40 protein-coding genes are annotated in these 26,957 nt (G+C 68.7%); 36 read left to right on the top strand and 4 right to left on the bottom strand.

Going from position 1 to position 26,957, the window contains the following annotated elements; all coding sequences use genetic code 11:
* The first annotated feature begins 388 nt into the window (after positions 1-388).
* Positions 389-1,213, top strand: a complete 825-nt coding sequence (locus ABTY59_RS02640) for an ATP-grasp domain-containing protein (protein WP_352017047.1) — start codon at positions 389-391, stop codon at positions 1,211-1,213.
* A gap of 56 nt (positions 1,214-1,269) precedes the next feature.
* Here ABTY59_RS02640 and ABTY59_RS02635 read toward each other — a convergent pair whose 3' ends face one another.
* The 3 genes from ABTY59_RS02635 to ABTY59_RS02625 are packed head-to-tail and all read right to left on the bottom strand — an operon-like array spanning position 1,270 to position 2,784.
* A complete protein-coding gene (locus ABTY59_RS02635; protein WP_030687838.1) occupies positions 1,270-1,473 on the bottom strand; it encodes a MerR family transcriptional regulator in 204 nt (67 codons plus the stop codon).
* Positions 1,467-2,516: a hypothetical protein gene (locus tag ABTY59_RS02630; RefSeq protein ID WP_502995326.1), complete on the bottom strand. Its 1,050-nt coding sequence runs from the start codon at positions 2,514-2,516 to the stop codon at positions 1,467-1,469. The genes ABTY59_RS02635 and ABTY59_RS02630 overlap by 7 nt, the downstream gene beginning before the upstream one ends.
* Entirely contained in the window at positions 2,509-2,784 is a 276-nt protein-coding gene (locus ABTY59_RS02625) for a WhiB family transcriptional regulator (protein WP_352017046.1), read from the bottom strand. Before ABTY59_RS02625 ends, ABTY59_RS02630 begins: the two co-directional genes overlap by 8 nt.
* Before the next feature lie 252 nt (positions 2,785-3,036).
* Here ABTY59_RS02625 and ABTY59_RS02620 point away from each other — a divergent pair, with 252 nt between their 5' ends.
* The 5 genes from ABTY59_RS02620 (at position 3,037) to tuf (ending at position 8,127) form a co-directional block, all read left to right on the top strand.
* Positions 3,037-3,486 (top strand): helix-turn-helix domain-containing protein, encoded by a 450-nt coding sequence (locus ABTY59_RS02620; protein WP_352017045.1) that lies wholly within the window; start codon positions 3,037-3,039, stop codon positions 3,484-3,486.
* Positions 3,487-3,769: 283 nt separating this feature from the next.
* On the top strand, positions 3,770-4,141 hold the full coding sequence (gene rpsL / locus ABTY59_RS02615; protein WP_003948652.1) for a 30S ribosomal protein S12: 372 nt from the start codon (positions 3,770-3,772) through the stop codon (positions 4,139-4,141).
* A gap of 2 nt (positions 4,142-4,143) precedes the next feature.
* Positions 4,144-4,614 carry a 30S ribosomal protein S7 gene (rpsG, locus tag ABTY59_RS02610; RefSeq protein ID WP_351213415.1) on the top strand — a complete coding sequence of 157 codons (471 nt, stop codon included), beginning with the start codon at positions 4,144-4,146 and terminating at the stop codon, positions 4,612-4,614.
* 39 nt (positions 4,615-4,653) lie between these two features.
* Positions 4,654-6,783 (top strand): elongation factor G, encoded by a 2,130-nt coding sequence (fusA, locus tag ABTY59_RS02605; RefSeq protein WP_190101712.1) that lies wholly within the window; start codon positions 4,654-4,656, stop codon positions 6,781-6,783.
* Between the two features lie 150 nt (positions 6,784-6,933).
* Complete coding sequence (gene tuf / locus ABTY59_RS02600) at positions 6,934-8,127, top strand: elongation factor Tu (RefSeq protein WP_352017044.1); 1,194 nt, start codon at positions 6,934-6,936, stop codon at positions 8,125-8,127.
* A 97-nt stretch (positions 8,128-8,224) separates the two neighbouring features.
* Here the strand turns inward: tuf and ABTY59_RS02595 are convergent, their stop codons facing one another.
* Positions 8,225-10,195, bottom strand: coding sequence for a PIG-L family deacetylase (locus ABTY59_RS02595; RefSeq protein WP_352017043.1), 1,971 nt, complete (start codon positions 10,193-10,195; stop codon positions 8,225-8,227).
* Positions 10,196-10,394: 199 nt separating this feature from the next.
* Between ABTY59_RS02595 and ABTY59_RS02590 the strand changes: the two genes are divergently transcribed.
* The 30 genes from ABTY59_RS02590 to rpsK all read left to right on the top strand — a co-directional run bounded on the left by ABTY59_RS02590 (position 10,395) and on the right by rpsK (position 26,939).
* The gene (locus tag ABTY59_RS02590) at positions 10,395-10,757 is read left to right on the top strand and encodes a YciI family protein (RefSeq protein WP_352017042.1); all 363 of its coding nucleotides are present in this window, start codon (positions 10,395-10,397) and stop codon (positions 10,755-10,757) included.
* Positions 10,754-11,995: an RNA polymerase sigma factor gene (locus tag ABTY59_RS02585; protein ID WP_352017041.1), complete on the top strand. Its 1,242-nt coding sequence runs from the start codon at positions 10,754-10,756 to the stop codon at positions 11,993-11,995. Before ABTY59_RS02590 ends, ABTY59_RS02585 begins: the two co-directional genes overlap by 4 nt.
* Positions 11,996-12,425: 430 nt before the next feature.
* The gene (rpsJ, locus tag ABTY59_RS02580; RefSeq protein WP_003948644.1) at positions 12,426-12,734 is read left to right on the top strand and encodes a 30S ribosomal protein S10; all 309 of its coding nucleotides are present in this window, start codon (positions 12,426-12,428) and stop codon (positions 12,732-12,734) included.
* Between the two features lie 13 nt (positions 12,735-12,747).
* Positions 12,748-13,392, top strand: coding sequence for a 50S ribosomal protein L3 (gene rplC, locus ABTY59_RS02575; protein ID WP_030687820.1), 645 nt, complete (start codon positions 12,748-12,750; stop codon positions 13,390-13,392).
* A gap of 7 nt (positions 13,393-13,399) precedes the next feature.
* Positions 13,400-14,050 carry a 50S ribosomal protein L4 gene (gene rplD, locus ABTY59_RS02570; protein ID WP_189800378.1) on the top strand — a complete coding sequence of 217 codons (651 nt, stop codon included), beginning with the start codon at positions 13,400-13,402 and terminating at the stop codon, positions 14,048-14,050.
* On the top strand, positions 14,050-14,373 hold the full coding sequence (gene rplW, locus ABTY59_RS02565; protein ID WP_024755407.1) for a 50S ribosomal protein L23: 324 nt from the start codon (positions 14,050-14,052) through the stop codon (positions 14,371-14,373). The genes rplD and rplW overlap by 1 nt, the downstream gene beginning before the upstream one ends.
* 40 nt (positions 14,374-14,413) lie before the next feature.
* The gene (gene rplB, locus ABTY59_RS02560; RefSeq protein ID WP_030208986.1) at positions 14,414-15,250 is read left to right on the top strand and encodes a 50S ribosomal protein L2; all 837 of its coding nucleotides are present in this window, start codon (positions 14,414-14,416) and stop codon (positions 15,248-15,250) included.
* 12 nt (positions 15,251-15,262) lie between these two features.
* On the top strand, positions 15,263-15,544 hold the full coding sequence (rpsS, locus tag ABTY59_RS02555) for a 30S ribosomal protein S19 (RefSeq protein ID WP_015035577.1): 282 nt from the start codon (positions 15,263-15,265) through the stop codon (positions 15,542-15,544).
* A gap of 42 nt (positions 15,545-15,586) precedes the next feature.
* Positions 15,587-15,934 carry a 50S ribosomal protein L22 gene (rplV, locus tag ABTY59_RS02550; protein WP_030359020.1) on the top strand — a complete coding sequence of 116 codons (348 nt, stop codon included), beginning with the start codon at positions 15,587-15,589 and terminating at the stop codon, positions 15,932-15,934.
* On the top strand, positions 15,934-16,773 hold the full coding sequence (gene rpsC, locus ABTY59_RS02545; protein ID WP_015035579.1) for a 30S ribosomal protein S3: 840 nt from the start codon (positions 15,934-15,936) through the stop codon (positions 16,771-16,773). The genes rplV and rpsC overlap by 1 nt, the downstream gene beginning before the upstream one ends.
* Positions 16,774-16,778: 5 nt before the next feature.
* Positions 16,779-17,198 carry a 50S ribosomal protein L16 gene (gene rplP, locus ABTY59_RS02540; protein WP_017239579.1) on the top strand — a complete coding sequence of 140 codons (420 nt, stop codon included), beginning with the start codon at positions 16,779-16,781 and terminating at the stop codon, positions 17,196-17,198.
* The gene (gene rpmC, locus ABTY59_RS02535; protein ID WP_017239580.1) at positions 17,198-17,422 is read left to right on the top strand and encodes a 50S ribosomal protein L29; all 225 of its coding nucleotides are present in this window, start codon (positions 17,198-17,200) and stop codon (positions 17,420-17,422) included. Before rplP ends, rpmC begins: the two co-directional genes overlap by 1 nt.
* The gene (rpsQ, locus tag ABTY59_RS02530) at positions 17,422-17,703 is read left to right on the top strand and encodes a 30S ribosomal protein S17 (protein ID WP_030208995.1); all 282 of its coding nucleotides are present in this window, start codon (positions 17,422-17,424) and stop codon (positions 17,701-17,703) included. Before rpmC ends, rpsQ begins: the two co-directional genes overlap by 1 nt.
* Before the next feature lie 98 nt (positions 17,704-17,801).
* The gene (gene rplN, locus ABTY59_RS02525) at positions 17,802-18,170 is read left to right on the top strand and encodes a 50S ribosomal protein L14 (protein ID WP_003956455.1); all 369 of its coding nucleotides are present in this window, start codon (positions 17,802-17,804) and stop codon (positions 18,168-18,170) included.
* A gap of 2 nt (positions 18,171-18,172) precedes the next feature.
* Entirely contained in the window at positions 18,173-18,484 is a 312-nt protein-coding gene (gene rplX / locus ABTY59_RS02520) for a 50S ribosomal protein L24 (protein ID WP_015035583.1), read from the top strand.
* On the top strand, positions 18,481-19,038 hold the full coding sequence (gene rplE, locus ABTY59_RS02515; protein WP_099054322.1) for a 50S ribosomal protein L5: 558 nt from the start codon (positions 18,481-18,483) through the stop codon (positions 19,036-19,038). The genes rplX and rplE overlap by 4 nt, the downstream gene beginning before the upstream one ends.
* Positions 19,039-19,043: 5 nt before the next feature.
* A complete protein-coding gene (locus ABTY59_RS02510) occupies positions 19,044-19,229 on the top strand; it encodes a type Z 30S ribosomal protein S14 (protein WP_003948630.1) in 186 nt (61 codons plus the stop codon).
* Between the two features lie 222 nt (positions 19,230-19,451).
* Entirely contained in the window at positions 19,452-19,850 is a 399-nt protein-coding gene (gene rpsH / locus ABTY59_RS02505) for a 30S ribosomal protein S8 (protein ID WP_015035585.1), read from the top strand.
* Positions 19,851-19,871: 21 nt separating this feature from the next.
* Complete coding sequence (rplF, locus tag ABTY59_RS02500) at positions 19,872-20,411, top strand: 50S ribosomal protein L6 (protein ID WP_073810162.1); 540 nt, start codon at positions 19,872-19,874, stop codon at positions 20,409-20,411.
* A gap of 3 nt (positions 20,412-20,414) precedes the next feature.
* Positions 20,415-20,798: a 50S ribosomal protein L18 gene (gene rplR, locus ABTY59_RS02495; protein WP_056651228.1), complete on the top strand. Its 384-nt coding sequence runs from the start codon at positions 20,415-20,417 to the stop codon at positions 20,796-20,798.
* Positions 20,799-20,843: 45 nt separating this feature from the next.
* The gene (gene rpsE / locus ABTY59_RS02490; protein ID WP_015035588.1) at positions 20,844-21,446 is read left to right on the top strand and encodes a 30S ribosomal protein S5; all 603 of its coding nucleotides are present in this window, start codon (positions 20,844-20,846) and stop codon (positions 21,444-21,446) included.
* On the top strand, positions 21,446-21,628 hold the full coding sequence (gene rpmD, locus ABTY59_RS02485) for a 50S ribosomal protein L30 (protein WP_015035589.1): 183 nt from the start codon (positions 21,446-21,448) through the stop codon (positions 21,626-21,628). Before rpsE ends, rpmD begins: the two co-directional genes overlap by 1 nt.
* 1 nt (position 21,629) lies before the next feature.
* Positions 21,630-22,085, top strand: a complete 456-nt coding sequence (rplO, locus tag ABTY59_RS02480) for a 50S ribosomal protein L15 (RefSeq protein WP_093874532.1) — start codon at positions 21,630-21,632, stop codon at positions 22,083-22,085.
* Between the two features lie 324 nt (positions 22,086-22,409).
* Positions 22,410-23,729 (top strand): preprotein translocase subunit SecY, encoded by a 1,320-nt coding sequence (gene secY / locus ABTY59_RS02475; RefSeq protein ID WP_352017040.1) that lies wholly within the window; start codon positions 22,410-22,412, stop codon positions 23,727-23,729.
* Positions 23,729-24,376: an adenylate kinase gene (locus ABTY59_RS02470; RefSeq protein WP_093874530.1), complete on the top strand. Its 648-nt coding sequence runs from the start codon at positions 23,729-23,731 to the stop codon at positions 24,374-24,376. Before secY ends, ABTY59_RS02470 begins: the two co-directional genes overlap by 1 nt.
* A 97-nt stretch (positions 24,377-24,473) precedes the next feature.
* A complete protein-coding gene (gene map / locus ABTY59_RS02465) occupies positions 24,474-25,325 on the top strand; it encodes a type I methionyl aminopeptidase (RefSeq protein ID WP_352017039.1) in 852 nt (283 codons plus the stop codon).
* A 174-nt stretch (positions 25,326-25,499) separates the two neighbouring features.
* Positions 25,500-25,721, top strand: a complete 222-nt coding sequence (infA, locus tag ABTY59_RS02460) for a translation initiation factor IF-1 (protein WP_003956442.1) — start codon at positions 25,500-25,502, stop codon at positions 25,719-25,721.
* A gap of 63 nt (positions 25,722-25,784) precedes the next feature.
* Positions 25,785-25,898, top strand: coding sequence for a 50S ribosomal protein L36 (gene rpmJ / locus ABTY59_RS02455; RefSeq protein ID WP_003956441.1), 114 nt, complete (start codon positions 25,785-25,787; stop codon positions 25,896-25,898).
* Between the two features lie 189 nt (positions 25,899-26,087).
* Complete coding sequence (rpsM, locus tag ABTY59_RS02450) at positions 26,088-26,468, top strand: 30S ribosomal protein S13 (protein ID WP_015035595.1); 381 nt, start codon at positions 26,088-26,090, stop codon at positions 26,466-26,468.
* A 66-nt stretch (positions 26,469-26,534) separates the two neighbouring features.
* A complete protein-coding gene (rpsK, locus tag ABTY59_RS02445) occupies positions 26,535-26,939 on the top strand; it encodes a 30S ribosomal protein S11 (RefSeq protein ID WP_003956432.1) in 405 nt (134 codons plus the stop codon).
* The last annotated feature ends 18 nt before the right edge of the window (positions 26,940-26,957 follow it).

The raw sequence follows: 26,957 nt of genomic DNA, 5'->3' as shown, positions 1-26,957 counted from the left end.
GCCGCGTCCCGACCTGCGGGCGCAGCTCCGCCGCTGCACCAACTGTGACAGGGAGCGTGCGCGCACGCAACTAGTTCTGGATCTGATTCCCCCGGTCCTCGGGAACGACCGCCCCCGGGCCGCCCGCACCGGGCCCGCACCGGGCCGACGGCCGCCTTCCCCGGGCCCGCACCGGGCCCGCACTGGGCCGACGACCGCCCTCCCCGGGCCCTCCCCGGGCCCGCACCGGGCCCGCACTGGGCCGACGACCGCCCTCCCCGGGCCCTCCCCGGGCCCGCACCGGGCCCGCACCGGGCCGATGGCCGCCCTCCCCGGCGCGCACCGGTCGCCCATGGCCGCCCCGCGCCGGCCCCGATAGGTTGAGCGGCCCCGACCCAGGAGCCGCCCCGTGTCCGCCCGCCCCCGCCTGCTCTACGTGACCGACCTCGCCTACCCGGCCCGGGGCCGCCGCTACGGCGACGAGGACGTCCAGCTCACCGCCCGGCTCCGCGCCTCCTTCGACCTGGCGCTCTGCCACCCGCTCGACGCCGCCGCCCTCATGGACGGCTTCGACGCCGTCGTCGTCCGCAACAGCGGCCCCGTCCTCGGCTACCCGAAGGAGTACGAGGCCTTCCGCGAGCGGGCCCTGGCCGCCGGCACCCGCGTCTACAACCCCCTCCACGGCCGCGGCGACATGGCCGGCAAGCAGTACCTCCTCGACCTGACGGCCGCCGGACACCCCGTCATCCCCACCGTCGACCGCGCCGAGGACCTCCCCCGCCTCCCCGCCGCCGAGCGCTACGCCGTCAAGCCCAAGGCCGGCGCCGACTCCATAGGACTGCGCTTCCTCCCGTACGACGACCTCGCCGGCCTCGCCTACGGCGAGATCCTCGTCCAGCCGCGCGTCGACTTCCGGTACGAGGTCTCCTTCTACTTCGTCGACGACCTCTTCCAGTACGCCCTGTACGCCCCCGACCCCGAGCGCCGCTGGATCCTGGAGCCGTACGAACCCACCGCCGACGACCTCGCGTTCGCCCGCCGCTTCATCGACTGGAACACCCTCGACCACGGCGTCCAGCGCGTCGACGCCTGCCGCGCCCCCGGCGGCGAGCTGCTCCTCGTCGAACTGGAGGACCTCAACCCGTACCTCTCCCTCGACCGCGTCCCCGAGGAGACCCGCGAGCGCTTCGCCACCGCCCTCGCCGACTCGCTCCGGCGCTTCCTGGCGGCATGACGAAGCGCCCCGCGTCCGGGAGGGACGCGGGGCGCTTCTCTTGAGGGGGCGGAGGGTCAGGCGGTACGGGGGCGGCGACGGGCCAGCCGCTCCGCCGCGAACACGTCCTCCAGGCGGAAGAGCTGCGCCCGCCCGGCCCGGCCCGCCGCCCGCAGATGACCGAGCTGGACCCACTTGCGGATCGTCGCGGGCGCCACGCCCGCCTCCTCGGCGGCCAGCGGGCCGGGGACCAGCGTGGGCAGTGCGGGCGAGCTCAGCACGAGGTCTCCTTCGGGTCGTCCATCGCCGCCTCGATCTCGTCGGTACGGGTCCCCGACGCCTCCGACAGCTCCTCCCACCGGTCCTCCGTCCACAGGTGACGGTAGGCCGGGTCGTCCTGGCAGCCGCACACCTCGTCCGTGCACACGCAGGCCGGGTTCACGCACAGCACCGCGCGCCGGTCGGGGAACGCCCGCAGCGACACCGAGTCGCACCAGGGGCAGCGGCCCGAGACCCGCACGACGGTCTCCGCGTCGCCGAGCGTCCGGGCACAGCGCCGGGCCATCCGGCGGATCTCGTCCCGCACGTGCCGGGCCAGGTCCGGGTGGCCGGCGATCCGGTCGAGGAGACCCACGAGCCGCCGCAGCCGGTCGATCACCCCGGCGCGGGGCGGGCGCGGCAGCGCGAGCCGGGCGCACACCGCCTCCTCCAGCTCCACCACCCCGTCGGTGATGTCCCGGATGGCGTCGGAGACGTGCAGCCGGATCGGGGCGGCACCGTGGCCGGGGACCGAGAGGCCGTGCCGCTGCTGGAGCAGCAGCGCCTCCCGGCGCTCCTCGCGGATCAGCTCGTCGCGGCCGGCGGGAGAGGGGGCGGGGGCGGTCCCGGCGGGCCCGCGCCGCCCGGGCGCGAGCTCCTCGGCGAGCTCGGGGAACTGCCGTACCAGGGAGGCGGTCCAGAGGGCGACGTCCCGCACCACGAGCGCGACGGCGGGGTCGGGAGCGGCGGCGCCGAGGGGCGCGGCGGGCCCGGGGGACTCGGGGGCCGGCGTCGGGCGGGGGGTGCGGCCGGCCGGGGCGGGGGCGGTGCCGGGTGTGCGGTCGGCGGGGGCGGGGGCGGCGGTGCCGGGTGTGTGGTCGGCCGGGGCGGGGGCGGCGGTGCCGGGTGTGTGGTCGGCCGGGGCGGGTGCGGCGGTGCCGGGTGTGTGGTCGGCCGGGGTGGGTGCGGCGGTGCCGGGTGTGTGGTCGGCCGGGGTGGGTGCGGCGGTGCCGGGTGTGTGGTCGGCCGGGGCCGGAGTGGCGGTGCGGGGGGTGCGGTCAGTCACGGCGGCCGCTTCCCGTGGTCGCGAGGGCCTTCGCCACGCGCCGGGCGTCCGCCGGGCGCCCGTTGCGCCAGAGGCGGCCCGCGCAGACGCCGTCGAAGTAGCTCTCGGCCGGGGCCACCGCCGTCTCGCACTCGCCGCGCACGGGGCAGGCGGCACAGGCCCGCAGGGCCGGGGCGGCCTCCTTGGCGCGGCGGGCGAAGACGACGGACGGGGAGAGGCCGGCGCACGCGGCGGAGGCCTGCCAGGGGGACGGGTCGGGACGGAACAAGGGGTTCTCCACGGTCCGGGGCCACCGGGGCCTTCCATGGGGCCGGTGGGGCCCCTGGGGCTCAGGGGGCCGACGAGTGCGGCGGCGAGCCAGACTTACACGTTGCGTGCGAGCGCGCAACAAAAACCGAGGGCCCCTTCCTCGTCCCTTCACCGATTCGACACGATTGCGTGCCCGAAAGCACGTAATTCCGTGCGCGCAAGCACGCTAAGGTATGGGATCCGGAGGGTGGGGAGCGAGGAGCGGTACACCATGAGCACTCAAGGGCTCGACGAGTTCGCAGGCTGGGTCGAAGGCCTGATGAGAGAGCGCGGCTACGACATCGACAGCCCGCGCGGCGGCGGCAAGTCCCGGATCGCGGACGAGGCCGGGGTCCACCGCGCCGCCGTCACGCGCCTGCTGCAGCGCCAGAGCATGCCCGACCTGGAGACCATGCGCCGGATCGCGCCGCTGCTCGGCGTCTCCGTCCGCGACATGCTCATCCGGTCCGGCCGCGTGACCCCGGAGGAGCTTCCGATGGCGGCGGACCTGCTGCCGCCGACCGACTGGCAGCCCTCCATGGAGGACTTCGCCCGCTGGCTGGGCGTGCCCGACGAGCGCATGGGCGTCTTCGTCAAGGTCGTCAACCAGTTCCTGGAGCCCGATGCCGACGACGCGGCCGCCGGCGAGGCGCCCGAGCCCCGTCGGACGGCCCGGGACTGATCGCCGTTCGCCCTGGTCCCGGCCCGTCGCGGCCGGGACCGCGTGCGCGTGGGCATTTGTTTTGACCGGAGTCCATGCGGTAGGTACGCTCATGCCTTGTGCCTGGGGTGTGCCTGGGCTCCCGTGCGTGTCATCAGCCGCACGGTGAGTCATATATCGGCCACCGCGATCCGCGCCTTTTCCGCCTTTGGCGGGGGTGCGCGAGATTCGACACACCCGACCGCGTGGGTCGGCGAATGTTCCAGGTTAGTTTCACCGACGGCACACAGAAACCGGAGAAGTAGTGCCTACGATCCAGCAGCTGGTCCGTAAGGGCCGGCAGGACAAGGTCGAGAAGAACAAGACGCCCGCACTCGAGGGTTCCCCTCAGCGTCGCGGCGTCTGCACGCGTGTGTTCACGACCACCCCGAAGAAGCCGAACTCGGCCCTCCGTAAGGTCGCGCGTGTGCGTCTGACCTCCGGCATCGAGGTCACGGCCTACATCCCGGGTGAGGGCCACAACCTGCAGGAGCACTCGATCGTGCTCGTCCGCGGTGGCCGCGTGAAGGACCTGCCGGGTGTTCGCTACAAGATCATCCGTGGTTCCCTCGACACGCAGGGCGTCAAGAACCGTAAGCAGGCTCGCAGCCGCTACGGCGCCAAGAAGGAGAAGTAAGAATGCCTCGTAAGGGCCCCGCCCCGAAGCGCCCGGTCATCATCGACCCGGTCTACGCCTCTCCTCTTGTCACCTCGCTGATCAACAAGATCCTGCTGGACGGCAAGCGCTCCACCGCCGAGCGCATCGTCTACGGCGCCATGGAGGGCCTCCGCGAGAAGACCGGTGCTGACCCGGTCATCACGCTGAAGCGCGCTCTTGAGAACGTCAAGCCGGCTCTTGAGGTCAAGTCCCGCCGTGTCGGTGGCGCCACCTACCAGGTGCCGATCGAGGTCAAGCCGGGCCGCGCGTCCACGCTGGCCCTCCGCTGGCTCGTCGGTTACTCCCGCGCCCGTCGCGAGAAGACCATGACCGAGCGCCTCATGAACGAGCTCCTGGACGCCTCGAACGGCCTGGGCGCTGCGGTCAAGAAGCGCGAGGACACGCACAAGATGGCCGAGTCCAACAAGGCCTTCGCGCACTACCGCTGGTAGTCGCAACCCACATCGAGACCGAGAGAAGACTGAGCCGATATGGCTACCACTTCGCTTGACCTTGCCAAGGTGCGCAACATCGGCATCATGGCTCACATCGACGCGGGCAAGACGACCACCACCGAGCGGATCCTGTTCTACACCGGTGTCTCGTACAAGATCGGTGAAGTCCACGACGGCGCTGCCACGATGGACTGGATGGAGCAGGAGCAGGAGCGCGGCATCACGATCACGTCTGCCGCGACGACCTGCCACTGGCCGCTCGAGAATGTCGATCACACGATCAACATCATCGACACGCCGGGTCACGTCGACTTCACCGTCGAGGTGGAGCGTTCGCTGCGCGTGCTCGACGGTGCTGTCACCGTGTTCGACGGTGTGGCCGGCGTCGAGCCCCAGTCCGAGACTGTCTGGCGTCAGGCGGACCGCTACGGCGTCCCGCGTATCTGCTTCGTCAACAAGCTCGACCGTACGGGCGCCGAGTTCCTCCGCTGCGTCGACATGATCGTGGACCGCCTCGGCGCCGTCCCGATCGTCATGCAGCTCCCGATCGGCGCCGAGATGGACTTCCAGGGCGTCATCGACCTGGTCCGCATGAAGGCGCTTGTCTGGTCCGCCGAGGCCAGCAAGGGTGAGATGTACGACGTCGTCGACATCCCGGCGGACAAGCTCGAGCAGGCCGAGGAGTACCGCGCCAAGCTCGTCGAGACCGTCGCGGAGAACGACGAGGAGCTCATGGAGCTCTTCCTCGAGGGCGTCGAGCCCACCGAGGAGCAGCTGTACGCGGCTGTCCGTCGCATCACCATCGCGTCCGGCAAGGGCAACGGCGAGAAGACGGTCACCCCCGTCTTCTGCGGCACCGCGTTCAAGAACAAGGGCGTTCAGCCCCTGCTCGACGCTGTCGTCCGTTACCTCCCCTCGCCCCTGGACGTCGAGGCCATCGAGGGCCACGACGTCAAGGACGCCGAGGTCGTCGTGAAGCGCAAGCCGTCCGACGACGAGCCGCTGTCGGCCCTCGCGTTCAAGATCGCGAGCGACCCGCACCTCGGCAAGCTCACCTTCGTCCGGATCTACTCCGGTCGCCTGGAGGCCGGCACCGCGGTGCTGAACTCCGTCAAGGGCAAGAAGGAGCGCATCGGCAAGATCTACCGCATGCACGCGAACAAGCGTGAGGAGATCGACTCGGTGGGCGCCGGCGACATCGTCGCCGTCATGGGCCTCAAGCAGACCACCACCGGTGAGACGCTGTGCGACGACAAGAACCCGGTCATCCTGGAGTCCATGGACTTCCCGGCGCCGGTCATCCAGGTCGCCATCGAGCCCAAGTCCAAGGGTGACCAGGAGAAGCTGGGTGTCGCCATCCAGCGTCTCGCGGAGGAGGACCCCTCCTTCCAGGTCCACTCGGACGAGGAGACCGGCCAGACCATCATCGGTGGCATGGGCGAGCTTCACCTCGACATCCTCGTCGACCGCATGCGTCGCGAGTTCAAGGTCGAGGCGAACGTCGGCAAGCCGCAGGTCGCGTACCGCGAGACGATCCGCAAGGCCGTCGAGCGCGTGGACTTCACCCACAAGAAGCAGACCGGTGGTACCGGTCAGTTCGCCAAGGTGCAGATCGCGATCGAGCCCATCGAGGGTGGCGACGCCTCCTACGAGTTCGTGAACAAGGTCACCGGTGGCCGCATCCCGAAGGAGTACATCCCTTCGGTCGACGCGGGTGCGCAGGAGGCCATGCAGTTCGGCATCCTGGCCGGCTACGAGATGACTGGCGTCCGCGTCATCCTTCTCGACGGTGCCTACCACGAGGTCGACTCCTCCGAGCTCGCGTTCAAGATCGCCGGTTCGCAGGCCTTCAAGGAGGCCGCGCGCAAGGCTTCTCCCGTCATCCTTGAGCCGATGATGGCCGTCGAGGTCGTCACGCCCGAGGACTACATGGGTGAGGTCATCGGTGACATCAACTCCCGCCGTGGCCAGATTCAGGCCATGGAGGAGCGCAGCGGCGCTCGCGTCGTGAAGGGCCTCGTGCCCCTCTCGGAGATGTTCGGCTACGTCGGAGACCTCCGCAGCAAGACCTCGGGTCGCGCAAGCTACTCGATGCAGTTCGACTCCTACGCCGAGGTTCCGCGGAACGTCGCCGAGGAGATCATCGCGAAGGCCAAGGGCGAGTAACTCTCCCGAGTTCACGCTTTAGGCTTGACACCTGTCGCCGGGGTTTCACCCCGGAACCCCGAGGATCGGGCCCCGGCGACTGGCATCCCAGCAAAGATCACCTGGCGCCGATGAAGCAAGGCGTACAGAACCACTCCGCAGGAGGATTCAGTGGCGAAGGCAAAGTTCGAGCGGACTAAGCCGCACGTCAACATCGGTACCATCGGTCACATCGACCACGGTAAGACGACCCTCACGGCCGCCATTACCAAGGTGCTGCACGACGCGTACCCGGACCTGAACGAGGCCTCGGCCTTCGACCAGATCGACAAGGCTCCCGAGGAGCGCCAGCGCGGTATCACCATCTCGATCGCGCACGTCGAGTACCAGACGGAGTCGCGTCACTACGCGCACGTCGACTGCCCCGGTCACGCTGACTACATCAAGAACATGATCACGGGTGCGGCGCAGATGGACGGCGCCATCCTCGTGGTCGCCGCCACCGACGGCCCGATGCCGCAGACCAAGGAGCACGTCCTCCTTGCTCGCCAGGTCGGCGTTCCGTACATCGTCGTCGCCCTGAACAAGGCCGACATGGTGGACGACGAGGAGATCCTGGAGCTCGTCGAGCTCGAGGTCCGTGAGCTCCTCTCCGAGTACGAGTTCCCGGGCGACGACCTGCCGGTCGTCCGCGTCTCGGCGCTCAAGGCGCTCGAGGGCGACAAGGAGTGGGGCGAGAAGCTTCTCGGCCTCATGCACGCCGTCGACGAGTCGATCCCGCAGCCCGAGCGTGACGTCGACAAGCCGTTCCTGATGCCGATCGAGGACGTCTTCACGATCACCGGTCGTGGCACCGTCGTCACCGGTCGTATCGAGCGTGGTGTCCTCAAGGTCAACGAGACCGTCGACATCATCGGCATCAAGACCGAGAAGACCACCACCACGGTCACCGGCATCGAGATGTTCCGCAAGCTGCTCGACGAGGGCCAGGCCGGTGAGAACGTCGGTCTGCTCCTCCGTGGCATCAAGCGTGAGGACGTCGAGCGCGGCCAGGTCATCATCAAGCCGGGTTCGGTCACGCCGCACACGAACTTCGAGGCCCAGGCCTACATCCTGTCGAAGGACGAGGGTGGCCGTCACACCCCGTTCTTCAACAACTACCGCCCGCAGTTCTACTTCCGTACCACGGACGTGACCGGCGTCGTGACCCTCCCCGAGGGCACCGAGATGGTCATGCCGGGCGACAACACCTCCATGTCCGTCGAGCTGATCCAGCCCGTCGCCATGGAGGAGGGCCTCAAGTTCGCCATCCGTGAGGGTGGCCGGACCGTCGGCGCCGGCCAGGTCGTCAAGATCACTGCCTGATCTTGAACTGACCTGGTGGCTCGCACGAGCCGCTGAGCAGTGAGGGAAGGCCCCACACCGAGAGGTGCGGGGCCTTCTCGCATGTCCGGACGGACCCTCAGGGCCGCCAGCTCCACGGGTGGCCGTCCGCGCCCAGGCCCACCACCACCGCCCCGCGGGCGCCGAGGTGGAGCGCGGCCGGTCCCGTGCCGGGACGGGTACGGAGCCGGCCGCCGGCCCTGAGCGCCGTCCGGCCCCGCGCGTCCGTGCCGAGGAGCACCGTCCCGAGCGCCGGGGACCGCGCCGCGACCACCTCCCCGTACCCGTCCAGACCCGCGTCGCCGTCCGGGCCGGTCAGCCGCGCCACGGCCGGCGCCCGGTAGTAGAGCGCGCCGCCCGCGCTCGCCACCGTGGACCCGGAGAGCGGCAGCGGGGCCGACCGCGGGACGCCGTCCACCCAGTGCCGTACGGACTCCCGCCCCGCCGCGTACAGGTGCACCCGGCCGGAGGCGTCGAGCGACACCGCCAGACCGTCCTGGACCTCGCCGTCGCCGGGGAGCCGCCGCCACGGGGACCAGGAGCCGTCCGCCGCCCGGACCCGCGTCGAGACGCCCTTGTCGGCGTTCCGTGCGAAGAGGTGGACCCGGCCGTCGGGCGCGGTCACCGCCACCGGGGCGCCGATCCGGCGGCCCCGGTCGTCTCCGCGCTCCGGGTTGCCCAGGCCCCGCCAGGCCAGGAAGCCGCCGCCGGGGGAACGCTGCTCCAGGAGCACCACCTCGCGCCGGTTGGCCGCGGCGTGCCCGTCGAGGGCGGCGAACCGCACGCCCAGGAGCAGCACCCGGCCGTCGCCGAGCACCGCGGAGCCGAGCGCGGGCGCGAGCGGGCCGCCGCCCAGGTCCACCGGCTCGCCCCAGGTACCGGGCGAGGACTCCCGCCAGCGGACCGCGCGCAGGCCCAGGACCCCGTACGCGGCGAGGCGGCCGTCCGGTTCCGCGGCGAGTGCCGGGCCCGGGCCCGGCCAGCGGTGGTGCGTGGAGCGGACCCAGCCCTTGCGGTTGGTCAGCGGCCGGTCGCCGCCGACGCCGTAGTCGCCGCAGCCCGACGGGTTCCCGCACTGCCAGGACGGGTCACCGCCGTACGGGACGAGGCGGGCCGCCTTCTCCTTCAGGGCCTCCGGCGGGAGGTTCTTGGGCCAGTGGCGGTTGTAGTAGCCCCGGAAGGCGGTGGTGGTGAACGCCGGTATCGGCTCGCCGTCCCGGACCGCGTCGGTGACCCAGCGGCACAGCGCGGCCCAGGTGAAGGAGGCGACCGCCGTGTGGTCGCCGTGGTCCGAGTAGCCCGGCTGCTCGGAGTCCCGCTGGCGGGTGGCCTCGTCGCCCCGCTGGATGTCGGGGTCCGGGTCCAGGGTGTGCACGACCGTGGGCCGGTGGCGGCGGAGCAGGGCGACGAGGGCCTCGACCAGCCGGTCGTAGTCGTAGGTGTCGGCGCGGGTCACGGGGGAGCCGGCCGACAGATGGGTGCGCAGCTCCAGGGCCCGGTCGTGCCAGAGCGCGGGCAGGGCCATGGAGCGGCGGTTCGTGTGCATCGGCAGGTTGAGGAAGACCAGCTCGACCCTGCGGCCGCCGTGCGCCAGGGTGTCGGCCTCGGCCCGTCGGCCGCCGGGGAGCGTCAGCGCCTCCCGCCGCCACGGCGTGAACGCGGGGAGCCCGAGTGCCACCGCGTACGACTGGCGCAGGCCCTGGTGGCGGGCCGAGGAGTACGCGGCACGGTCCGGGGGAGTCTGCGGCATCCCCGCGATCCGGTTCCGGCCGGTGTGCTCGCCCGCCGTCACGTACACGGAGACCAGGGACACGCCCGCGTCGAGCAGCCGCTGCGTGTCCGGGTTCATGAAGTACAGGTCGTCGTCCGGATGCGCGGAGAACTGCATGAGCAGCGCCTGCCGGGACCGTGCCGAGGCGATCGGCTTGCCGGGCGCCGGATCGGCGGTCGGCGCGGTCCGGCGCGGATCCGGTACGGAGCACCCGGCGGCGGCCGCGGTGACCGCGAGGGCGGCGGCGAGAACCGTCCGACGGCGGAGTGGAGTGTGCACGGCAAGGGCCCTTCGCTCAGGCGTTCCCCTGGAAGACGGGTGGGCGAGCGAGGGGGTTGCGCGCCCGTGGCGCCGCGGAGAGCGATCCTCGGAAAAAGATCACCGGAACGTGCGGGCGGATGTCGAGGGACCGATCCTGGTTCCGACCGAAGGGTGACAGCGCGCCACCGGGGCGGGCGGAACGGGGAGGACACCCGAGATGAAGTACGTCGCGATGATCTACGGCAACCAGGCCAAGTGGGACTCCTTCCCGGCCGAGGCCTGGCCCGAGGCGATCGCCCGGCAGGAGGCCTTCAACCGGAAGTACCGGGAGAGCGGCGAGCTGATCGGCGCGTACGGCCTGGCCGACGCGGCCGCCGCCCAGCTCGTGCGCCGCGAGGGCGGGGCCCCCGTGGTCACCGACGGCCCGTACCTGGAGACCAAGGAGTACCTCGCCAGCTTCTACCTGCTCGACTGCGAGAGCCTGGAGCGGGCCCAGCAGATCGCGGCCGACATGCCCTTCGCGGACGCCGAGCCCGTCGAGCTGTGGCCGGTCCTGCACGAGTCCGCGGCGGACGCGTGACCGGCCCCCACCCCGTCGAGGACCTGCTGCGCGCCTGTGCGCCGCAGGTCCTCGGCACGCTCGTCCGGCGGTACGGCGACTTCGACCTCTGCGAGGACGCCGTCCAGGAGGCCCTGATCGCGGCGGCCCGGCAGTGGCCCGACGAGGGGATCCCCGACAACGCGCGCGCGTGGCTGCTGACCGTGGCCCGGCGCCGGTACGTCGACCAGGTGCGCGGCGAGGCCGCGCGCCGGCGCCGGGAGGACGCCGTCGCCCTCGCCACCCCGGACTCCGCGCTCCTCGCCCGCGCCGCCGACGACGCCCCGGACGCCGACGTGGACGACTCCCTGTCGCTGCTCTTCCTCTGCTGCCACCCCGACCTGTCGCCGCCCAGCCGGATCGCGCTCACCCTGCGCGCCGTGGGCGGCCTCACCACCGCGCAGATCGCCGCCGCCTTCCTGGTGCCCGAGTCGACGATGGCGCAGCGCATCAGTCGGGCCAAGCAGGCGATCAGGGCCGCCGGCCTCTCCCTCGCGCCGCCCGAGGGCGAGGACCGCACCGCCCGCCTCGCCGAGGTGCGGCACGTGCTCTACCTCGTCTTCAACGAGGGCTACACGGCCAGTGGCGGGGACGCGCTCACCGCGCCCGAGCTGTCCACCGAGGCGATCCGGCTCGCCCGGATGCTGCACCGGCTGGTCCCCGAGGACACCGAGACGGCGGGCCTGCTGGCGCTGATGCTGCTCACCGACGCCCGGCGGCCGGCCCGCACGGGCCCGCACGGGGAACTCGTACCGCTCACCGAGCAGGACCGGGGGTGCTGGGACGGCGCTCTGATCGCCGAGGGCGTCGCGCTGATCAGCCGCACCCTGCCGCGGGGGAGGGTCGGCCCGTACCAGCTCCAGGCCGCGATCGCGGCCGTGCACGACGAGGCCGCGTCCGCCGGGGCCACGGACTGGCCGCAGATCCTCGCCCTGTACGAGCTCCTGGAGCGCACCGGACCGAACCCCATGGTCACGCTCAACCGCGCGGTGGCCGTGGCCATGGTCCACGGCCCCGAGGCCGGTCTCGCCCTCCTCGACGGGCTCGCGGCGGACCGGCTGCTCGCCCGGAACCACCGGCTCCTCGCGACCCGCGCGCATCTGCTGGAGCTGCTCGGCGACCGGGAGGGGGCGGCCGGCGCGTACCGCGAGGCGGCCCGGCACACCACCAGCGCGCCCGAGCGCCGGCATCTGACGGAGCGGGCCCGGCGGTTGGGATGACGGGGGAGCGGGGCGCGCGCGACCGGTGCATGCGCCCCGGCGCATGGTCGTACGTGACGTGGGGTACAGTCTTCGATCCCGATTGGCGGCGGGAAGCCCCCGTATGGCAGACTGTCGGGGTTGCTCGGTTGAGTGCCGATGCTGCGCGCCTCCCGTCGGGAGGACCGGAAGCGAGTCCCACAGTACTCGTCGCTCCTTCTCAGGAGCGGACGTACGGGAATCTTCTGGGAAGCGTCAGCGGGGTGCCGACCAGGCGCCCGGTGGGTGTTTCGCCCCCGGCCTGCGGTCATGGCGACCGTGCCCCCTTGGTTGGGAAATCCTCTGGGATTTCTGCGTAGAGGGAGCGCGACACGCCCGACCGCGTGGGTCGGAGCAAAACGCAAACGCAGCGGGTTCCAGAGCGTTACGAGACAAAGGACTACTAGTAGCCATGGCGGGACAGAAGATCCGCATCCGGCTCAAGGCCTACGACCACGAGGTCATCGACTCCTCGGCGAAGAAGATCGTCGAGACGGTGACCCGCACTGGTGCGTCGGTCGCGGGCCCGGTGCCGCTGCCCACTGAGAAGAACGTGTACTGCGTCATCAAGTCGCCGCACAAGTACAAGGACTCGCGCGAGCACTTCGAGATGCGCACGCACAAGCGCCTCATCGACATCCTCGACCCCACGCCGAAGACGGTTGACTCGCTCATGCGTCTCGACCTGCCGGCGGGCGTCGACATCGAGATCAAGCTCTGAGGTGACGCGCGAGATGGCTAAGAACATCAAGGGCATCCTGGGCGAGAAGCTCGGCATGACGCAGGTCTGGGACGAGAACAACCGGGTCGTCCCGGTGACCGTCGTCAAGGCCGGCCCGAATGTCGTGACCCAGGTCCGTACGAACGACGTCGACGGCTACGAGTCGGTCCAGATCGCCTTCGGCGAGATCGACCCGCGCAAGGTGAACAAGCCCCTCAAGGGCCACTTCGCCAAGGCCGACGTCACCCCGCGCCGCCACCTGGTGGAGCTCCGCACCGCTGACGCCTCCGAGTACACGCTCGGCCAGGAGATCACCGCCGAGGTCTTCGAGGCCGGCGTGAAGGTCGACGTCACCGGCAAGAGCAAGGGCAAGGGCTTCGCCGGTGCGATGAAGCGCCACAACTTCCGTGGTGGCAAGGCCTCGCACGGTGCCCACCGCGTGCACCGCAAGCCCGGTTCGATCGGTGGCTGCGCCACCCCGGGCCGTGTCTTCAAGGGCATGCGCATGGCCGGTCGCATGGGCAACGAGCGTGTGACCACCCAGAACCTGACCGTCCACGCCGTTGACGCCGAGAAGGGTCTGCTGCTCATCAAGGGCGCCGTCCCCGGCCCCAACGGTGGCCTCGTCCTGGTCCGCACCGCGGCCAAGGGGGTTTGAGGAACCGATGAGCACCATTGACATCCTTTCGCCGTCTGGCGACAAGGCCGGGACCGTCGAGCTCCCCGAGGAGATCTTCGGCGCCAAGGTCAGCGTCCCGCTGATCCACCAGGTCGTCGTCGCGCAGCTGGCCGCGGCCCGTCAGGGCACGCACAAGACCAAGACCCGTGGCGAAGTCCGCGGTGGTGGCAAGAAGCCTTACCGCCAGAAGGGCACCGGCCGCGCCCGTCAGGGTTCGACCCGCGCCCCGCAGTTCGCCGGTGGTGGCGTCGTGCACGGTCCCGTGCCGCGTGACTACTCGCAGCGGACCCCGAAGAAGATGAAGGCCGCCGCCCTCCGCGGTGCCCTGTCGGACCGGGCGAACCACTCCCGCATCCACGTCGTCACCGGCGTGGTCGAGGGTGGCATCTCCACCAAGGCCGCCAAGACGCTGTTCGGCAAGATCTCGGAGCGCAAGAACCTGCTCCTGGTCGTCGAGCGCTCCGACGAGGCCGCGTGGCTGTCCGCTCGTAACCTGCCCCAGGTGCACATCCTGGAGCCGGGCCAGCTCAACACGTACGACGTGATCGTCTCCGACGACGTGGTCTTCACCCAGGCCGCCCTCGAGTCCTTCGTGTCTGGCCCCCAGACCGCTGAGACCGAAGGGAGCGACGCCTGATGACTGAGGCCGTCGTCACCAGCAAGACCTTCTCGGACCCGCGCGACATTCTCGTCAAGCCGGTCGTCTCGGAGAAGAGCTACGCCCTGCTGGACGAGAACAAGTACACGTTCATCGTCGCGCCTGGCTCCAACAAGACCCAGATCAAGCAGGCCGTCGAGGCGGTCTTCTCGGTCAAGGTCACCGGGGTCAACACGATCAACCGCCAGGGCAAGCGCAAGCGCACCAAGGCCGGTTTCGGTAAGCGCAAGGACACCAAGCGCGCCATCGTGACCCTTGCTGAGGGCAACCGTATCGACATCTTCGGCGGTCCGACCGCCTAACGGCGGTCTGGATCGTCCGGAATCGGACGAGGACTGAGAAATGGGAATCCGCAAGTACAAGCCGACTACGCCGGGCCGTCGCGGCTCCTCCGTAGCCGACTTCGTCGAGATCACGCGGTCCACGCCGGAGAAGTCGCTGGTCCGCCCCCTGCACAGCAAGGGCGGCCGTAACAACACCGGTCGTGTGACCGTCCGTCACCAGGGCGGTGGCCACAAGCGCGCCTACCGCGTGATCGACTTCCGTCGTCACGACAAGGACGGCGTGCCGGCCAAGGTCGCTCACATCGAGTACGACCCCAACCGCACCGCGCGCATCGCGCTCCTCCACTACGTGGACGGCGAGAAGCGCTACATCATCGCCCCCAAGGGTCTGACCCAGGGCGACCGCGTCGAGAACGGCCCGGGCGCTGACATCAAGCCCGGCAACAACCTGGCGCTCCGCAACATCCCGGTCGGTACCACGATCCACGCGATCGAGCTCCGTCCCGGTGGCGGCGCCAAGTTCGCCCGCTCGGCCGGTGCCTCCGTGCAGCTGCTGGCGAAGGAGGGCACGATGGCCCACCTTCGTATGCCGTCCGGTGAGATCCGTCTCGTCGACGCCCGCTGCCGCGCCACCATCGGCGAGGTCGGCAACGCCGAGCAGTCGAACATCAACTGGGGCAAGGCCGGCCGTAAGCGCTGGCTGGGCGTTCGCCCGACCGTCCGCGGTGTGGCGATGAACCCGGTCGACCACCCGCACGGTGGTGGTGAGGGCAAGACCTCCGGTGGTCGCCACCCGGTCTCCCCGTGGGGTCAGAAGGAGGGTCGTACTCGTTCGCCGAAGAAGGCTTCGAACAAGTACATCGTCCGCCGCCGCAAGACGAACAAGAAGCGCTAGGAGCGGGTTTAGATGCCGCGCAGTCTCAAGAAGGGACCCTTCGTCGACGGCCACCTCGTCAAGAAGGTGGACGCCCAGAACGAAGCCGGTACCAAGAACGTCATCAAGACCTGGTCCCGTCGCTCGATGATCATCCCGGCCATGCTCGGCCACACGATCGCGGTGCACAACGGCAAGACCCACATTCCGGTGTTTGTCACCGAGTCGATGGTCGGCCACAAGCTCGGCGAGTTCTCGCCGACGCGCACCTTCCGGGGTCACGTGAAGGACGACCGGAAGTCGAAGCGCCGCTAGTAGCGGGGTGGAATGACCATGACAGACACTGGAAGGACAACCATGGAAGCCAGGGCCCAGGCGCGGTACATCCGCGTCACGCCCATGAAGGCCCGCCGCGTGGTGGACCTTATCCGTGGCATGGACGCCACGGAGGCTCAGGCGGTCCTGCGTTTCGCCCCGCAGGCCGCGAGCGTGCCGGTTGGCAAGGTGCTGGACAGCGCCATCGCCAACGCCGCGCACAACTACGACCACACGGACGCCTCTTCGCTGTTCATCAGCGAGGCGTTCGTCGATGAGGGCCCGACCCTGAAGCGGTTCCGTCCGCGTGCCCAGGGCCGTGCCTACCGGATCCGTAAGCGGACCAGCCACATCACCGTGGTCGTCAGCAGCAAGGAAGGAACCCGGTAATGGGCCAGAAGGTTAACCCGCATGGGTTCCGGCTCGGCATCACCACGGACTTCAAGTCCCGCTGGTACGCCGACAAGCTGTACAAGGACTACGTCAAGGAAGACGTCGCCATCCGTCGGATGATGACGTCCGGCATGGAGCGCGCCGGCATCTCGAAGGTTGAGATCGAGCGCACCCGTGACCGCGTGCGGGTGGACATCCACACCGCGCGTCCCGGCATCGTCATCGGCCGCCGTGGCGCCGAGGCCGACCGCATCCGCGGCGACCTCGAGAAGCTCACGGGCAAGCAGGTCCAGCTGAACATCCTCGAGGTCAAGAACCCCGAGATGGACGCCCAGCTGGTCGCTCAGGCCGTTGCCGAGCAGCTCTCCTCCCGCGTCTCCTTCCGTCGTGCCATGCGCAAGAGCATGCAGGGCACCATGAAGGCCGGCGCCAAGGGCATCAAGATCCAGTGCGGCGGTCGTCTCGGCGGCGCCGAGATGTCCCGCTCGGAGTTCTACCGCGAGGGCCGTGTGCCCCTGCACACGCTCCGCGCGAACGTCGACTACGGCTTCTTCGAGGCCAAGACCACCTTCGGCCGCATCGGCGTGAAGGTCTGGATCTACAAGGGCGACGTCAAGAACATCGCCGAGGTCCGCGCCGAGAACGCCGCTGCCCGTGCGGGTAACCGCCCGGCCCGTGGCGCCGGCGCTGGCGACCGCCCGGCCGGCCGTGGTGGCCGCGGTGGCGAGCGTGGCGGCCGCGGCCGCAAGCCGCAGCAGTCGGCTCCGGCCGCCGAGGCCCCCAAGGCCGAGGCTGCCGCCGCTGCTCCGGCTGAGAGCACCGGAACGGAGGCCTGACCGACATGCTGATCCCCCGTAGGGTCAAGCACCGCAAGCAGCACCACCCGAAGCGCTCCGGCGCCAGCAAGGGTGGTACGCAGGTTGCGTTCGGCGAGTACGGCATTCAGGCCCTCACGCCGGCTTACGTGACCAACCGCCAGATCGAGGCGGCTCGTATCGCGATGACCCGCCACATCAAGCGTGGCGGCAAGGTCTGGATCAACATCTACCCGGACCGCCCGCTGACGAAGAAGCCCGCCGAGACCCGCATGGGTTCCGGTAAGGGTTCTCCGGAGTGGTGGATCGCGAACGTCAAGCCGGGTCGGGTGATGTTCGAACTGTCCTACCCGAACGAGAAGATCGCGCGCGAGGCCCTGACCCGTGCGGCCCACAAGCTGCCGATGAAGTGCAAGATCGTGAAGCGCGAAGCAGGTGAGCTGTGATGTCGGCCGGTACCAAGGCGTCCGAGCTGCGCGAGCTGGGCAACGAGGAGCTTCTCAACAAGCTCCGCGAGGCCAAGGAAGAGCTGTTCAACCTCCGCTTCCAGGCGGCGACGGGTCAGCTCGAGAACCACGGTCGGCTCAAGTCCGTCCGTAAGGACATCGCCCGGATCTACACCCTGATGCGTGAGCGTGAGCTGGGCATCGAGACGGTGGAGAACGCCTGATGAGCGAGAGCAACGTGACTGAGAAGACCGAGCGCAACGCTCGCAAGGTCCGCGAGGGCCTGGTCGTCAGCGACAAGATGGACAAGACCGTCGTCGTCGCTGTCGAGGACCGCGTCAAGCACGCGCTGTACGGCAAGGTCATCCGCCGTACGAACAAGCTCAAGGCTCACGACGAGCAGAACGCTGCCGGCATCGGCGACCGCGTCCTCCTGATGGAGACCCGGAAGCTGTCCGCCACGAAGCACTGGCGCGTCGTCGAGATCCTCGAGAAGGCCAAGTAATTACCTGAGGGGTTTCCCTCGGGTCAGTTCCGCCAGGCTCGGCCGGGGCTTCTTCGGAAGCCCCGGCCGGGAACCGGCAGACAAATCAGGAGATAGACGTGATCCAGCAGGAGTCGCGACTGCGTGTCGCCGACAACACTGGTGCCAAGGAGATCCTTTGCATCCGTGTTCTCGGTGGCTCGGGTCGCCGCTACGCGGGCATCGGTGACGTCATCGTCGCCACCGTCAAGGACGCGATCCCCGGTGGCAACGTGAAGAAGGGTGACGTCGTCAAGGCGGTCATCGTTCGCACCGTCAAGGAGCGCCGCCGCCAGGACGGCTCGTACATCCGCTTCGACGAGAACGCCGCTGTCATTCTCAAGAACGACGGCGACCCTCGTGGCACCCGTATCTTCGGCCCGGTCGGCCGTGAGCTGCGCGAGAAGAAGTTCATGAAGATCATCTCGCTCGCGCCGGAGGTGCTGTAAGCATGAAGATCAAGAAGGGCGACCTGGTCCAGGTCATCACCGGTAAGGACAAGGGCAAGCAGGGCAAGGTCATCACGGCCTTCCCCCGCGAGAACCGTGTCCTCGTCGAGGGTGTCAACCGGGTCAAGAAGCACACCAAGGCCGGCCCGTCGCAGGCCGGTGGCATCGTCACGACCGAGGCTCCGGTCCACGTCTCCAACGTCCAGCTGGTCGTGGAGAAGGACGGCAAGAAGGTCGTCACGCGTGTCGGTTACCGCTTCGACGACGAGGGCAACAAGATCCGCGTTGCCAAGCGGACGGGTGAGGACATCTGATGGCTACCACCACTCCGCGTCTCAAGACGAAGTACCGCGAGGAGATCGCGGGCAAGCTGCGTGAGGAGTTCTCGTACGAGAACGTCATGCAGGTTCCCGGCCTCGTGAAGATCGTGGTCAACATGGGTGTCGGCGACGCCGCCCGTGACTCGAAGCTGATCGACGGTGCGATCCGCGATCTCACCACGATCACCGGCCAGAAGCCGGCCGTCACCAAGGCTCGCAAGTCCATCGCGCAGTTCAAGCTGCGTGAGGGCCAGCCGATCGGTGCGCACGTCACCCTCCGTGGCGACCGCATGTGGGAGTTCCTGGACCGCACCCTGTCGCTCGCGCTCCCGCGCATCCGCGACTTCCGTGGTCTGTCCCCCAAGCAGTTCGACGGGCGTGGCAACTACACCTTCGGTCTCACGGAGCAGGTCATGTTCCACGAGATCGACCAGGACAAGATCGACCGTGTCCGGGGTATGGACATCACCGTGGTGACCACGGCGACCAACGACGCTGAGGGCCGCGCCCTTCTCCGTCACCTCGGCTTCCCGTTCAAGGAGGCGTAAGCGAGATGGCGAAGAAGGCTCTCATCGCGAAGGCTGCCCGCAAGCCCAAGTTCGGCGTGCGTGGCTACACGCGCTGCCAGCGCTGTGGTCGTCCCCACTCCGTGTACCGCAAGTTCGGCCTGTGCCGCGTGTGCCTCCGTGAGATGGCTCACCGTGGCGAGCTGCCGGGCGTGACCAAGAGCTCCTGGTAACTCCCTTCTGTCCTCTGGACGTTAGGGATAACCGGAGTCTCTCGGTAAGCATTGGGTCGGCGGAGGCCCACCCCCGCATGCCTTAGGCTTGTGGGGTTGGGCGTCCGCCGCCCGTACGACTTACTACGCCGTAGGTCCCCGCGCCGCACCCGTCCCGCCCCTGTGTGGGGAGAGGGATGGCGCATACAGGAAACCCCGGCGAGAGAGGCCGAAGGCCAATTCATGACCATGACTGATCCGATCGCGGACATGCTGACTCGTCTGCGTAACGCGAACTCGGCATACCACGACTCCGTGACGATGCCGCACAGCAAGATCAAGTCTCACATCGCGGAAATCCTCCAGCAGGAGGGCTTCATCACGGGCTGGAAGGTCGAGGACGCCGAGGTCGGCAAGAACCTCGTCCTCGAGCTCAAGTTCGGTCCGAACCGTGAGCGCTCCATCGCGGGCATCAAGCGGATCTCGAAGCCCGGTCTCCGGGTTTACGCGAAGTCCACCAACCTGCCGAAGGTTCTCGGCGGCCTGGGCGTGGCGATCATCTCCACGTCCCACGGTCTCCTGACCGGCCAGCAGGCAGGCAAGAAGGGCGTAGGTGGGGAAGTCCTCGCCTACGTCTGGTAGTCGGGAACGGAGGAATAGCTAATGTCGCGTATTGGCAAGCTGCCTATCCAGGTTCCCGCCGGCGTGGACGTCACCATCGATGGCCGCACGGTCACGGTCAAGGGTTCCAAGGGCACCCTGAGCCACACCGTCGCCGCGCCGATCGAGATCGTTAAGGGCGAGGATGGCGTGCTCAACGTCAACCGTCCGAACGACGAGCGTCAGAACAAGGCCCTCCACGGCCTGTCCCGCACGCTGGTGGCCAACATGATCACCGGTGTGACCCAGGGTTACGTCAAGGCGCTCGAGATCAGCGGTGTCGGTTACCGCGTGGCCGCGAAGGGCTCCGCTCTGGAGTTCCAGCTCGGCTACAGCCACCCGATCCTGATCGAGGCGCCCGAGGGCATCTCGTTCAAGGTCGAGTCGCCGACCAAGTTCTCGGTCGAGGGCATCGACAAGCAGAAGGTCGGCGAGGTCGCCGCCAACATCCGCAAGCTTCGCAAGCCCGACCCCTACAAGGCCAAGGGCGTGAAGTACGCGGGCGAGGTCATCCGCCGCAAGGTCGGAAAGGCTGGTAAGTAAGCCATGGCATACGGTGTGAAGATCGCCAAGGGCGACGCCTACAAGGGCGCCGCCAAGAAGCGCCGCCACATCCGCATCCGCAAGAACGTGTCGGGTACGGCGGAGCGTCCGCGCCTCGTCGTGACGCGTTCCAACCGCGGTATCACCGCTCAGGTCATCGACGACCTCAAGGGCCACACCCTTGCGTCCGCGTCGACCCTGGACGCGTCGATCCGCGGTGGCGAGGGTGACAAGTCCGCGCAGGCCAAGCAGGTCGGTTCCCTGGTCGCCGAGCGCGCCAAGGCCGCCGGTGTCGAGGCTGTCGTGTTCGACCGTGGTGGCAACAGGTACGCCGGGCGCATTGCCGCTCTGGCTGACGCCGCCCGCGAAGCCGGGCTGAAGTTCTAAGCCCCGGTTCCGGGACTAACGGACGTAACAGAGAGAGGTAATCCAATGGCTGGACCCCAGCGCCGCGGAAGCGGTGCCGGTGGCGGCGAGCGGCGGGACCGGAAGGGCCGCGACGGTGGCGCTGCCGCCGAGAAGACCGCGTACGTTGAGCGCGTTGTCGCGATCAACCGCGTCGCCAAGGTTGTCAAGGGTGGTCGTCGCTTCAGCTTCACCGCGCTCGTCGTGGTGGGTGACGGTGACGGCACCGTAGGTGTCGGTTACGGCAAGGCCAAGGAAGTTCCCGCGGCCATCGCCAAGGGCGTCGAGGAAGCCAAGAAGAACTTCTTCAAGGTTCCCCGCATCCAGGGCACCATCCCTCACCCGATCCAGGGCGAGAAGGCCGCGGGCGTCGTCCTGCTCAAGCCGGCTTCCCCCGGTACCGGTGTGATCGCCGGTGGCCCGGTGCGCGCCGTGCTCGAGTGCGCCGGCGTTCACGACATCCTGTCGAAGTCGCTCGGCTCCGACAACGCGATCAACATCGTGCACGCGACCGTGGAGGCCCTGAAGGGCCTGCAGCGTCCCGAGGAGATCGCGGCTCGCCGTGGTCTGCCCCTCGAGGACGTCGCTCCCGCGGCTCTGCTCCGTGCGCGTGCTGGGGCGGGTGCGTAATGGCTCGCCTCAAGGTCACGCAGACGAAGTCGTACATCGGCAGCAAGCAGAACCACCGCGACACCCTGCGTTCGCTCGGCCTCAAGAAGGTCAACGACGTGGTTGTCAAGGAGGACCGCCCCGAGTTCCGCGGCATGGTGCACACCGTCCGCCACCTCGTGACGGTCGAGGAGGTTGACTGACATGGCGGAGAACAACCCGCTGAAGGCCCACAACCTCCGTCCCGCCCCGGGCGCCAAGACCGCCAAGACCCGTGTGGGTCGTGGTGAGGCGTCCAAGGGTAAGACGGCCGGTCGTGGTACGAAGGGCACGAAGGCCCGCTACCAGGTTCCGCAGCGCTTCGAGGGTGGCCAGATGCCCCTCCACATGCGTCTGCCGAAGCTGAAGGGCTTCAAGAACCCCTTCCGCACCGAGTACCAGGTCGTGAACCTGGACAAGCTCACCGCGCTCTACCCGCAGGGTGGCGAGGTCACGGTGGCCGACCTGGTCGCCAAGGGTGCCGTTCGCAAGAACCAGCTCGTCAAGGTCCTGGGCCAGGGCGAGGTCTCCGTGGCGCTGCAGGTGACGGTCGACGCCGTCTCCGGCTCCGCCAAGGAGAAGATCGCCGCCGCCGGCGGCACCGTCACCGAGCTCGTCTGAGCTCCGGTCGACAGCTGAACAAGCCCGGCCGGTTCCCCCACGGGGGAGCCGGCCGGGCTTGTGCGTATGCCGGGGAGAGCGTGCCGCGGGCCCGTGGGGGCCTCTCGCGGCCCGTCGGAGGTGAACCCGATCCGGGGTACCTGCGGCCTCCCAAAAGGGGTATCCCCGGCTGGTCGTTCCTAGGGGGGCATGGTCGCCGGTAAGGTGGCGTGCACTGTCTAGACTCCGTGCGGTATGCCCGCACGGGATTGATGACCGATACCCAATCGTCGAACCTCAAGACCGTCACCCTTGACGCATAGCGCGGGGGTCGCAGGAGGCACCGTGCTCACCGCGTTCGCCCGGGCGTTCAAGACGCCCGACCTGCGCAAGAAGCTGCTCTTCACGCTCGCCATCATCGTGCTGTACCGCCTCGGGGCCCACATCCCGGTCCCCGGCGTCAGCTACGAGGCCGTCCAGCAGTGTGTCAAGCAGGCCAGCGAGGGCAACAACAGCCTGTTCGGCCTGGTCAACATGTTCAGTGGCGGAGCGCTGCTGCAGATCACCATCTTCGCGCTCGGCATCATGCCGTACATCACGGCGAGCATCATCCTGCAGCTGCTGACCGTCGTGATCCCCCGCCTCGAAGCGCTCAAGAAGGAGGGTCAGTCCGGCACTGCCAAGATCACGCAGTACACCCGGTACCTGACCGTGGCGCTCGCCATCCTCCAGGGCACCGGTCTCGTCGCGACCGCCAAGAGCGGTGCGCTCTTCAGCGGCTGCATCGTCGCCGACCAGGTCGTGCCCGACCAGTCGATCTTCACCATCGCCACCATGGTCATCACCATGACCGCGGGCACCGGCGTCGTGATGTGGCTCGGTGAGCTGATCACCGACCGCGGCATCGGCAACGGCATGTCGATCCTGATGTTCATCTCGATCGCGGCCGGCTTCCCGGGCGCCCTGTGGGCCATCAAGAAGAGCGGCAAGCTCGCCCAGGGCTGGATCGAGTTCGGCGTCGTCATCCTCATCGGCTTCGTGATGGTGGCCCTCGTGGTCTTCGTCGAGCAGGCCCAGCGACGCATCCCGGTCCAGTACGCGAAGCGCATGATCGGCCGGCGCTCCTACGGCGGAACGTCCACTTACATCCCGCTGAAGGTGAACCAGGCGGGTGTGATTCCCGTCATCTTCGCGTCGTCGCTGCTCTACATCCCGGCCTTGATCGCGCAGTTCTCGAACTCCACCGCAGGGTGGAAGACCTGGATCGAAGCCCACTTCGTCAAGGGTGACCACCCCTACTACATCGCCGCGTACTTCCTCCTGATCGTGTTCTTCGCCTTCTTCTACGTGGCGATCTCGTTCAACCCCGAGGAAGTTGCGGACAACATGAAGAAGTATGGTGGCTTCATCCCGGGTATCCGGGCTGGTCGACCTACTGCCGAGTATCTGAGCTACGTGCTCAACCGGATCACTTGGCCGGGCTCGCTGTACTTGGGTCTGATCGCTCTTGTGCCGACGATGGCGTTGGCAGGCTTCGGCGGTGCCAATGCCAACTTCCCCTTCGGCGGGACGAGCATCCTGATCATCGTGGGTGTGGGGCTGGAGACCGTGAAGCAGATCGAGAGCCAGCTCCAGCAGCGCAATTACGAAGGGTTCCTCCGCTGATGCGAATCGTCCTCGTCGGACCGCCCGGTGCGGGTAAGGGCACGCAGGCTGCGTACCTCGCCAAGAACCTGGGCATCCCGCACATCTCTACGGGCGACCTGTTCCGTGCCAACATCTCGCAGGGCACGCCGCTGGGCGTAGAGGCGCAGTCGTACATGAAGGCCGGCCAGCTCGTGCCGGACTCCGTGACGATCGGGATGGCCGAGGACCGCATGCGCCAGGCGGACGCCGAGGGCGGCTTCCTGCTCGACGGCTTCCCCCGGAACGTGGCCCAGGCCCAGGCCCTGGACGCCTTCCTCAAGTCGGACGGCATCGAGCTGGACGCGGTCCTGGACCTGGAGGTCCCCGAGGACGAGGTCGTGAAGCGGATCGCGGGTCGCCGCATCTGCCGCAAGGACTCCGCGCACGTCTTCCACGTGACGTACAACGCTCCGAAGACCGAGGGCGTCTGCGACGTCTGCGGCGGCGAGCTGTACCAGCGTGACGACGACACGGAGGAGACCGTCCGCAAGCGCCTGTCGGTCTACCACACGGAGACCGAGCCGATCATCGACTACTACCGGGCGCAGAACCTGGTCGAGACGATCTCGGCGCTCGGCAAGGTGGACGAGGTCACCGCCAAGGCGATGGCCGCGCTCAAGAAGTAACCCCTGGTTCGTTCGATACGGCCGCGGTGCCCCTCGGGGGCGTCGCGGCCGTATCGTTGTTCTGTTCCCCGTACTCGATGGAAAGGCCGCGGCCACGATGGTGCAGATCAAGACCCCCGAGCAGATCGCGAAGATGCGCGAGGCGGGGCTGGTCGTCGCCGCCATCCACGCGGCGACCCGCGAGGCGGCCGTGCCGGGCGCCACGACGAAGGACCTGGACGAGGTCGCGCGGAAGGTCATCGCCGATCACGGGGCGAAGTCGAACTTCCTCGGATACGGCGGCTTCCCCGCGACGATCTGCACCTCGGTGAACGAGGTCGTCGTCCACGGCATCCCCGACGACAAGACCGTCCTCAAGGACGGCGACATCATCTCGATCGACTGCGGCGCGATCGTGGACGGCTGGCACGGTGACGCGGCCTACACGGCCTTCGTGGGCACCGGTCACGCCCCGGAGCTGATCGAGCTCTCCCGGGTGACCGAGGAGTCGATGTGGGCCGGCATCGCGGCGATGCGGCTCGGCAACCGGCTGGTGGACATCTCGAAGGCGATCGAGACCTACATCAAGCGGCAGCCGCGGCCGGCCGTCGGCGACCACAGCCTCGGCCGGTACGGGATCATCGAGGACTACGGCGGCCACGGCATCGGCACCGAGATGCACATGGACCCGCACCTGCTGAACTACGTCTCCCGCAAGCGCGGCAAGGGCCCGAAGCTGGTCCCCGGCCTCTGCCTGGCGATCGAGCCGATGGTCTCCCTGGGCACGCCGCGGACGGAGGTCCTGAAGGACGACTGGACGGTCATCACGACCGACGGCACCTGGTCCTCCCACTGGGAGCACAGCATCGCCCTCACCGAGGAGGGCCCCCTGGTCCTCACGGCGGTCGACGGCGGCAAGGCGAAGCTGGCGGAGCTGGGTGTGACGGCGGCGCCGGACCCGCTGGCGTAGGTCCTGGGCCCGATGCCGATTCGGTGTTCGCGTAATGATCTTCTAGCGTGGGCAGACTTCCCGATTCGTCTTTTCCAGGGCCCTGACGTAGACTGATGCGTCGGCTCTCGTGTACCCGTGTGTCCGCACACGGCGGCGAGAGTCGATCAAGGTAGCCGATTCGAAAGGCGAAGCGTGGCCAAGAAGCAAGGTGCCATCGAAATCGAGGGCACCGTGATCGAGTCCCTCCCGAACGCCATGTTCAAGGTGGAGCTCCAGAACGGTCACAAGGTCCTCGCGCACATCTCCGGCAAGATGCGGATGCACTACATCCGAATCCTCCCGGACGACCGGGTCGTCGTGGAGCTCTCTCCGTACGACCTGACGCGTGGCCGGATCGTCTACCGGTACAAGTAGATCTTGCCCGCACCCCGCCTCCGCGCGCGGGTGGTGGCACTGACCCGGAGAACCTCACATCCCATGAAGGTCAAGCCGAGCGTCAAGAAGATCTGCGACAAGTGCAAGGTGATCCGCCGTCACGGCCGGGTCATGGTCATCTGCGACAACCTGCGCCACAAGCAGCGCCAGGGCTGACGCACGCCGACCGACCTGCATTTCGCAGTTCTTCGCGCGACGCATAGCAATACGTACATACGCAGAGCCCGTCCGATCGTGTCCCACGGTTGACGGCACCTCCGGCGGGGGCCGGGGACCCGACCTGTACCTCATACGGCAGCCGGGAACGGTTCTGCAGCAGACCCCCGAGAACACAGGAGCCATTGAATGGCACGCGTTTCCGGTGTTGACATCCCGCGCGAAAAGCGTGTGGTGGTCGCACTCACCTACGTCTTCGGCATCGGGCGCACCCGGTCCGAGGAGATCCTCGCCGCGACCGGCGTGAACCCGTCCACCCGTGTCCGCGACCTTGCCGAGGAAGACCTCGTCAAGATCCGCGAGTACGTGGACGCCAACCTCCAGACCGAGGGTGACCTCCGCCGCGAGATCGCCGCCGACATCCGCCGCAAGGTCGAGATCGGCTGCTACCAGGGCCTGCGTCACCGTCGTGGCCTGCCCGTCCGCGGCCAGCGCACCAGCACGAACGCTCGTACCCGCAAGGGCCCGCGTCGCGCCATCGCCGGCAAGAAGAAGCCGGGCAAGAAGTAGTCCTCAGCGGACGCTTGACCAAGCGGTCTTCGCTGTAGGACCGACCACCTCCCGTAGGAGTAAGAGATGCCCCCCAAGGGACGTCAGGGCGCTGCCAAGAAGGTGCGCCGCAAGGAAAAGAAGAACGTCGCTCACGGCCACGCGCACATCAAGAGCACGTTCAACAACACGATCGTCTCGATCACGGACCCCTCGGGCAACGTGATCTCCTGGGCCTCCGCCGGCCACGTCGGCTTCAAGGGCTCGCGCAAGTCCACCCCCTTCGCCGCGCAGATGGCCGCCGAGTCGGCCGCCCGCCGCGCGCAGGAGCACGGCATGCGCAAGGTCGACGTCTTCGTCAAGGGTCCCGGCTCCGGCCGTGAGACCGCGATCCGCTCCCTCCAGGCCACGGGCCTCGAGGTCGGTTCGATCCAGGACGTCACCCCCACGCCGCACAACGGCTGCCGTCCCCCCAAGCGCCGCCGCGTCTGACGCACGGGCTGCTTGACA

The organism is Streptomyces sp. NPDC096079, assembly GCF_040303145.1.
Taxonomy (GTDB): domain Bacteria; phylum Actinomycetota; class Actinomycetes; order Streptomycetales; family Streptomycetaceae; genus Streptomyces.
The sequence above is the reverse complement of the archived record's forward strand: the minus strand, read 5'-3'. Positions and strand labels throughout refer to the sequence as shown.